This window comes from Bacteroidota bacterium (assembly GCA_018692315.1).
Classification (GTDB): domain Bacteria; phylum Bacteroidota; class Bacteroidia; order Bacteroidales; family JABHKC01; genus JABHKC01.
In genome coordinates this window covers 1-9129 of sequence record JABHKC010000123.1, presented here as the reverse complement: position 1 = coordinate 9129, position 9129 = coordinate 1, and the positions used below count along the sequence as shown (strand labels likewise).

The 9129-nt window shown below is 33.3% G+C and carries 4 protein-coding genes; all 4 read right to left on the bottom strand.

All coding sequences use genetic code 11. The features are described from left to right. Positions 1-229 precede the first annotated feature (229 nt). Entirely contained in the window at positions 230-2869 is a 2640-nt protein-coding gene (locus HN894_09705) for an outer membrane beta-barrel protein (GenBank protein MBT7143603.1), read from the bottom strand. A 138-nt stretch (positions 2870-3007) separates the two neighbouring features. Further along, the gene (locus HN894_09700) at positions 3008-3784 is read right to left on the bottom strand and encodes a GLPGLI family protein (GenBank protein ID MBT7143602.1); all 777 of its coding nucleotides are present in this window, start codon (positions 3782-3784) and stop codon (positions 3008-3010) included. A gap of 461 nt (positions 3785-4245) precedes the next feature. Next, entirely contained in the window at positions 4246-7017 is a 2772-nt protein-coding gene (locus HN894_09695) for a PAS domain S-box protein (protein MBT7143601.1), read from the bottom strand. Further along, complete coding sequence (locus HN894_09690) at positions 6998-8605, bottom strand: PAS domain-containing protein (protein MBT7143600.1); 1608 nt, start codon at positions 8603-8605, stop codon at positions 6998-7000. Before HN894_09690 ends, HN894_09695 begins: the two co-directional genes overlap by 20 nt. Between the last annotated feature and the right edge of the window lie 524 nt (positions 8606-9129).

Genomic DNA, 9129 nt, shown 5'->3' with positions numbered 1-9129 from the left:
TGTGTGTCAGATTTGAACTACCACAGATTTTTATTTTTGAGTAATAGCGAGCTATTTTGATGGAATAAAAATTGAGGACGGTCAAAGATGATGTGCAGTTTGGGCTTGTAGTAGAAATATTTATGAATTATTCAGGCTAAACAAAGATCTATATTTTAGAAATAAAATGATTATTCAATAAATCCTTTTACAAGTAATTCTTTCTAACATATTCCAAATTTCATATATTTTACAATTGTCCAATTTTCATGCTAAACGAAAGCATAATATATCGACCAATGGTGTTACTTGTTTGCTGCATCAGGTAGTTGGTTGCAGTAATTTGCTTAATGTTTTCGCTCTTGTCGAGCAAATCGTAGCCACGCAAACTAAATGAAGCTTTTTCGCCAGGAAGGAAAAAATAGCTAATACTAGCACTAAGGAAAGGTATGCTCACCGATTCTTTGAAACTTTTCGAGTTGTAGTTTGCAACTTTGGCTTCGGTTTCGAAACTCCATTTTTTACTTGGTGTGAAACGAATGTCGGTGTAGTAGCTCGTGCTATAGTAAATATTGTTGAGATGATCGGCAAGTGAGAACTTTGAGTCAGTAAGACTAAGCGAGCCACCAATCCTGGCATCCCATTTTTCTTTAATTCTGTTTTCGAGGCTCAGCTTCAAAGTATGTGTGAAGGAATTGTTAATGTTTTCTTCGTTATTAATAATATTGATAGATTTATTCCAGGATTCGTAGGAGCGAATTTTAATTTTTATACCTAAGGCACGAATAGGGGTGGAATAATAAATAAAGGAAGAAAGCGAATAATGATCTGGAACATTCACCGGAACAACTATTTGTGCAAAATTCTCATCAATATTTTGAGATACACTAATTTTATCTTTTGTATATTCTCCTCTAAGCCGCATAAAAAGTGAAGTAAACGAAAACTGGTCGAAAATCGACAAATGAGCGGAAACATTGTGATAATATTCAGGCTCTAAATCGATATTTCCCTTATAAATCGACAACGGATTAATTGTATTTTCTATGGGTAGAAGCTGAGTTGTTCCAGGCATATTAACCCCTGAATTATAACGAATTTTAAACCTTTTTCCTTTTTGCAAATTGTTTTCGTAACTAAAACCCGGAAGAAAGAAGAAGTAGTTTTCGCTGAGATTTTCAGGAATAATGTCGAATACATTTTTTTGCCCTTTATTGAACGTTTCCCATCCTGCACCCAAAATGAAATTTATTTGCTGATTGGCACTATTTCTACGCAAAGAAATTGCTGGCCTTACATAATTTCTTTCGGTAAAAAAATCACCACTCAAAGAGTCTGTGAAAGAAACATCCTGAGAATTTCCATGTTTACGGTCGAAGTTTTCTGTTGTACTTCCAAAATCGGCATTTGCACTTAAATACCAAAAATGTTTTATTCTCTGAACTAAAGTAGGATTGGCTGAAATAGCAAATTTTTCGGTATTATTGTCCTGATACTGATCATTGATGATTAGGCTGTAGGGATCAAAAATTGTTGTTGCATTGTTCCAATCTAATCCTGAAAAGCTTTTGTTATAAGACAAAACAATATTGGTTTTAATCTGAGTAGTATCTCCGTGTAGTTTAGAAATGTAAACAGCTCTCGCCGAGGCATTACTAATTTCCGAATTGCTATTTGTTTGATTGTCTAAGCTATTCTGCGAAGTATCGTTAATCAAGGTGTTGGTAAATCTTTCTGAGAATAATTTATTGCTACTGATGTTTATGTCTCCATCTATAGTGAAGTTGTTTTGTTTATTGAAATTATGGCGAACTCCAAAATTTATTTTCTGAGGTGTGTCAGTTTCGTCTTCGTTTTTTTCAGAATCCTGAAAATACGAACCTTCCTGCAGGAAGTTTTCGGTGTTTGAAGTTTGCTCCAGTTCTGTTTTTGTTTGGCTGGCAAGGTAGCTCATAAAATAGCGATTATATTTTGTAGAATTGAACGATAGGTTTAAGCCACCCGCAGCAGTAGTGTTTAGTCCATTGACTTGTTGTCCCCAACCGCCTCTGCCTGTGGCGGTGTATCCAAAATCGTTGATATTGTTATACATTCCCAAAAGGGCAGTTTGTAGTTTTTCAGAAAAACGGTAAACGTTTCCGTCTGCTTTATAATAATTGTCTGTGGCATATCCTGCCTTTAGATTTCCGAAATAGCCTTTTTTGTTGTCTTCGTTTAGTAAAAGATTGATTGTACGGTCGCGAACTCCATCGTCTATTCCCATAAATTGGGCTTCTTCCGATTTTTTATCGAAAACCTGAACCTTGTCTATTGCTTTTGCAGGTAAGTTTTTGGTTGCTACTTTTGGGTCTTTTCCAAAGAATTCTTTCCCATCAACAAGGACTTTCGTAACATCTTCGCCCATTGCTTTTAGGTTTCCCGATTCGTCAACTTCAATTCCCGGGATTTTTTTCAAAAGATCTTCAACAACTGCATGAGGTTTGGTCTCAAAAGCCTTAGTGTTAAATTCGACAGTATCACTTTTGAACTGAATAGGAATATATTCAGCTGCTACAACTACTTCGTTCATCAAGGAGGCTTTCATCTGTTTATCTCCAAAGTTTTCTTCCTTTTTTGATGAAATTGTTATGTTTTCAAAGATGGTTTTTTTTCCAACAAATGAAAATTGCAAAATGTAGTCGCCTTTTTTGATATTGGTGATTTTGTAAACTCCAGCTTTGTTTGTAATCCCAAAGTATTTCATGGTCGAATCTGCGGGATTTAAAAGAGCAATTGTGCCAAAAGGTAAAGTTTTATTTTCCTCATCGAGAAGCCTGCCGTTTATCGAATTTTGTGCAAAAACTGAGAAGGAAAACGAAATTGTCGCTATTAAAATAAAAGTTCTAATCATGTTTATGTATATTTTTTTGCCTATGATATTTTATCTGTGAAAAGGTTTAATTATTTATGAAATAAAAATAATATTTTTGAATTAGTCTAAAATTAAGTATAGAATTATGGTATAACGAAAAAGGAATTTTACAGGAAATTAATGTCTGCCTTTGCCTTTTCCTTTATGTCTCATGCCGCCTGTTTTTCTAAATTCTTCTTTTTTCTCTTCAACTATTTTTTCAAATTTCTCGGGAGATAGTTTTTTCCCATCTTTTGGTTTTGTTAATTGTTCTTTGGTGGGAATAGTTAATTCAATTGAAGTTGCCAGCAAGATAGTTACCCCATTTTTTTCAACAGCTAAAATAAGTCCAGGTAAACCATAATACTCATCGGGCCCAACCGGAACCGGAATTTCGGATGTAAACCATACTCTGATTTCCTGACCGTCGATTACGATTTCGGCATTCATGCAATTATAATTCAATATTTTCGTAAGCTCTGAATTTAGTTTCCATTCCTGATTTTTAATTTCCGATTCAACAATGAAATTACGGGTCATAAATTCCATTTGTTTGAACTTTTTCCCTTTCGAAATATTGTAATAGACTTTTTCAGCTTTTGGTTGGGGTGGTTCGCTGAAGCTCTGCCGGTGAAGTGCCCTGCGTAGTTCGTGAGGAATAGCTTCCTGCTCAACCAGATTTTCTTCATATAAAGCCTCTTCGTGAGTTAAATAGAGAACAAAGGCAAATTCTTTCTCTTTTGGAAGGTCGGCAATAAGATCGTTCCAACGCTGATTGTCAGATGGTTCGAAATTGTATTTCGTGGTTTTTTGATATTTTACAATTCCTCCTTTAAAATCCTGAGCAATCGAATTTCCTATTGATACAATCAAGATAAAGCTGACAGATAGGAAGTAAATAAGACATCTTTTCATATTATAATAATCTTTAATTAAGGACAAAAATAGCGAAATCTTTTTTTAAACCTAAAATCAGTATTTAGTGGTTTTAAGAAAACGTCAAATACTGCGTTACTCTTGCTTTTGAATCAGTCATTTACAAAAGTAAACTCCTTATTTTCAAAAGCTTCAAAAGCCTTGTCTTTGAAGCTTTCTTAATAACCACTCGAAAATTGATAGTTTTCTTAGAGGCACTATTTAGAGTTTCCATATGAATATTTCATAATTTGGGCTTGATATTTTGATTTTTAAACAGTTTATCGAATTTTGCTCAAAAGCAGTAAGGAAAACAAAATTGTAGCACTAAAAAAAGAAGTTATTTTCATATTTATTAATATTTTTATGCCTATGATATTTTATCTGTGAAATGGTTTAATTATTATTATTTTAAAAATATTTCTTTCTGGTCTTTAAATTCCATTAAGGTAAATGCTTTTTTATGATATATGCTTACTAATTATCTCTAATATCAATTTAGCATTGATTGGTTTTGCAATATAATCATTACAACCGGCTTCAATTGCTTTTTCCTTGTCGCCAAGCAAGGCGTAGGCAGTTTGGGCTATGATAACTAAATCTTTGTTAAACTTTCTTATTTCTTGTGTAGCAGCATAACCATCCATTTTAGGAATTTTAATATCCATCAAAACCAGATCAATTTCCGGATTATTTTTACATATTTCGACAGCTTCCACTCCATTATCTACAAAAATGAGTTTTCGAAATAATTTTTTAAGTATAGTTTCTAAAAATATTGAACTAACATCATCGTCTTCAACAATTAGTAAATTCAAATTTTCTGATATTGAGGCAGTATTGTCAATACTTTCAGTAAGTTGTTTAATTTCTTTTTTTGCATTTTTGATGTATGGAATTGTAAATGTAAATTTTGATCCTTTTCCTTCTTCTGATTCTACAATAATTTCACCTCCAAGCATTTCAACATAGGCTTTTGATATTGCAAGCCCCAAGCCTGAACCTTCGAATACCCTTGTGTCTTCAATATCTGCCTGTTCAAAACGATTGAATATTGCTTGTATCCGATTTTTGGGTACGCCAATTCCGGTATCTTTCACAAAAAATTCAATAAAATTATCCTTTAATAAACAGCCAAAAATGATACTCCCTTTTTCTGTGTATTTAATTGCGTTTTTAATAAGGTTAGTTAATATCCCATGTAGCTTTTGGCTGTCAGTAATTGCTGTTAGCTGGTCGGAGGAGAGAGAAAGTTCTAAAAATAATGATAAACCTTTTAATTTTGTTTCGAGAGAATAGAAAGAATAAAGTTCATCCAATATATTTTTTATGGAGGTTTCAGTATTTGAAATAACAATTACTCCTGCTTCAATTCTTGAAATATCAATTATGTCGTTAATGGTATTCAAAAGCCTTTTACCACTTTGGTTAATGATACCTGAATATTGGTCAATTTCAACTTTGCTTAAGTTGGGTTCATATAGCAGATCGATAAATCCAAGGATACCATTCATTGGAGTACGTATTTCATGACTCATATTAGATAGAAATGCACTTTTGAGTCTGTCGCTTTGCCGGGCTTTTTCCAAGGCAATTTTTAACTCAATTTCGGTATTCTTTTGATGGGTAATATCTTCGCCATTTTTAATATAATTAATTATATCTCCTGATTCATTTTTAATGGCTGAAACTGAAGCTGCTTCCCAATAAAATTCGCCGTTTTTATTTTTATTATGGAATTGTCCCCTCCATACTTTACCGGATTCTATTGTTTCCCACAATTCTTTATAATATGCTGAATCTTGTTCGCCCGATTTCAAAATATTTGATTCTTGTCCAATTGCTTCAGAACTGCTATAACCGGTTACTTCAGTAAAACTGGGGTTTACATATTCCAGTCTTCCTTTTGTATCGGTAATGACTATGATGGATGGACTTTGTTGCACTGCCGTGGAAAGTTTAAGGACATTACCTTCTGCTTTCTTTCGCTCAGTAATATCGCGAATTGTACAAATAATGCCTGAAAAAGCATTATTCTGATATTGTGGAATAAGCCAACCATTCTGCCAGGCATCTTTATTTGCAAGTGTTCTAACTTTGATGTCGTACCATATTGGCTTCTTTTCTTTTTTTGCTTGTTTATAGAATTCAATAAATTCTCCCGTGGTTTCTTTAGGGAAATCTTTTAATACACTATTTCCTTGAATTTGTTCACGAGGTACACCGGCTATCTTTTCCATTGCCGAATTTGCATAGAAAATGACATCATTTTTGTCCGTCACCCAAATGCCATCCTGAACACCTTCAATAATACTTTCATAAAATTGCTTCGTTTTATCAATTTTCTGCTCTATTATTTTTCGTTCAGTAATGTCCCGTAAAACTCCTTGGAATAAGGAATTGGTATCCATTTTTATGCTTCCCAATGCCGAGACCCAAAGATAATCGCCCTCCTTCTTTTTCATTCTGAATTCCTTAGCATTCTTACTGCCTTGTATTTGTTCTATAAGACCTTGCCTCGCTATTTCGAGATCATCGTGATGGACATAATATGAATAATGGTGATTTACAATATCTTCGGAGGTATAACCCAAAATGAATTCAATATTTGACGATATATACTGAACAACTCCTTTTTCGTCTAAAATAAAGATAACATCCGCTATATTTTCGACAAGGTTACGGTATCTTTCCTCGCTTTTTATTAAAGTTACTTCCGCTAGCTTTCGCTCTTCAATATCAGTGCCAATAGCTGTTACAACCCCATTCTCATCGGCTTTTGAACAATGCCAAGCTATCCATTTATAAGAACCGTTTTTGCACAAATAACGATTTTCAAAGAAAGTCGCTATATTATTAGCTTTCATCTGTTCTGAAATCTCATTGTTCGTACTTTGACTGTCATCCGGATGAATAAAATCCATTAGTGGTCGTGATGTAAACTCTTCAACAGTATAACCCAATATTCTTGTTACTGCCTGATTTGCTTCAATAAAATAACCAGTTTCAATATTCGCTTTTGAAATAATACTTGGCGAAATGTCAAAAGTGTTTTTTAGGTTTTCTTCGGCTTGTTTCCTAACTACAGTTTCCCAGGCAACATCAGCTAATCGTTGTACGCTTTTAACATCGGTTTCGTTGTAATGCGAATTTTTATTTCCAACTCCAAGAACTGCCATAATTTTTTTTCCTCGAATTATAGGAACTACTAATTCACGTATAATTAGGGGCATGTCCTTCAGGCAAGCCTTTTTTGTGCACTAAACTTTGATAGTCATTATGAATTACAGGTTTACGTTCTTTAAAACAATCTATCCAAACACCGGCTTCAGAGATGGGATAATGTCGGGCAGCTTCACCTAATCCTTTACACATATTATTTAATGTGTTGGTGGACCATGTTTGGAGTGAAAGGGACTGCTGATCATCTTCTATATAATGAAAAAAACCAACTTTGCTACCTGTAAGTTTTTCGGCTTCATCCAAAAATTTCTGGAGTAATTCTTCTTCAGAATGATTAATCGCGTATTCAAACAAATTTAATTCTATAGCTATAATTTTTTCTTCGTGCTTACGATCTGAAATATCAACATGAGTACCCACTATTCTGATGGCTTTAGCCTTATCATTAAAAAAGGCTTCGGCACGCGAAAGAATAACAACCCAATGCCCGTCTTTATGCTTCATCTTAAGTTCCATTTCAAAATGGTCGCGTTGCTTATTTATTAATTCTTGTTGCATTTCCCAGGATTTCTTTACGTCTTCGGGTTCTGTCAAATTCTCCCAAATGGAGAAATCATTCGGTAATTCTTCATCTTTATATCCCAACATGCTCTTCCATCCGGGCGAATAATAAATTTCGTTTGTTTCCAGGTTCCAGTCGTATAAACCATCTTTTGAAGCAAGCATTGCCAGCTCAAATCTTTCTTTACTTAGCCTTAAATTCTTCAGAGCTGTATCAAACGATTTACCCATACTTTTCGAAAGAATTGATATGACTACTATTACTAATGCAACAACAATTAAGCTTACCAATGATACACCAATAGCGGGGTGGATATTAAGAAGCGGAAGTAACCGGATTACTATTAAACTTTCAATAACAACAATGATTATGGTCGTAGGAAGAAAAATCCTAAACAACTTTGCACTAGCTGATGTCTTCCATATTTTTTTAACAAAAAAAGTGTTTTTGTCAGAAGCAGATATCAAAGCTAAAGAGACCAATAGAAATGATAAAACTGTTAATACTGCAGGTGGAATAAAACTATCGAAATAAAAAAACGGGGCGCCAAATCCATATCCAAGCAGAAGGATAAAGCTAATTATAAAAATAATCAGCGTGAGGATAATGCTAATGGTCTTAAATATTTTTCGATTGCTTTGTAAAAACAACACTGCAAGACCACTAATTATAAACAGGAGTAGTGTAACAAGAGACATGTGTCCAAGTTGCATACTTAAATGGGTTTCAGGTATTTCAATAAAAGCGTGTTCCAAATTAGCAAAGTACTCTAATTTATTTGAAATAAGCAGTAAGCAGGACAAACAAACTACTAATACGGCAGAAACGATTACTGCATAACGATTTATTGCTATTTTTTGTGGACGAACATAAAACCATATGCCCACAGCCAAACAAATAAAAACGTAAGCTGTACTTGGTGCCATCGGAACTTCATTAATGGAGAACCTTGTTAGAAACATCAATCTACTAAACCAGCCCATGAGGACTATCAGACCAATTACAATAAGCATTGAAGCAAATAGTCTGGTGAATCGGTGAGATACAATTGTATGAGTAAATTTATATTTTTCCATGTCCATTTTCTTCTATTAACGCATTTATTTCATTCTTGAACCTCTATAATTGATTTTTCTAATGCTATAATGCAATTTCATATTATATTCTTTTGCGTTGCTAATTCAGTATAGTTAAAGTATTGTTTCTTTTGTTCATCAAAAGTGAAATTGATGATTCAATTTTGTAATTGAGTTTTGAATAATATTTTGGTTTTTTTCTCATTTTTGCTAAAAAGTGTCTGAACAAAAAATTGTATCCTTCTGATGTTAAAGTTTCTTCTTTTGATTGTATATACTTGTTTTTAAGAATAATGGCTTTATAAGCATCCCAAAAATAACTAATGATAGTTCCCATTATTATTCTTTATTTTGTTCCAGAATTAGAATACTGATTTATAGATTCTGTTGAACTAAACCTCACATTCGTGAGGTGGTTTTTGTGGAATTTGTAGTCTTAGTTTTTCAGTAATTATCAAATTTGTCATATTATTAATTTAAAATTTAATTATGACAAATGTAAAAAAAAATTTCTACAAGAAGCT

Coding starts and splice junctions, on each gene's coding strand:
- HN894_09695 (MBT7143601.1), bottom strand. CDS start 7,017: ATGCCCCTAATTATACGTGAATTAGTAGTTCCTATAATTCGAGGAAAA.
- HN894_09705 (MBT7143603.1), bottom strand. CDS start 2,869: ATGATTAGAACTTTTATTTTAATAGCGACAATTTCGTTTTCCTTCTCA.
- HN894_09700 (MBT7143602.1), bottom strand. CDS start 3,784: ATGAAAAGATGTCTTATTTACTTCCTATCTGTCAGCTTTATCTTGATT.
- HN894_09690 (MBT7143600.1), bottom strand. CDS start 8,605: ATGGAAAAATATAAATTTACTCATACAATTGTATCTCACCGATTCACC.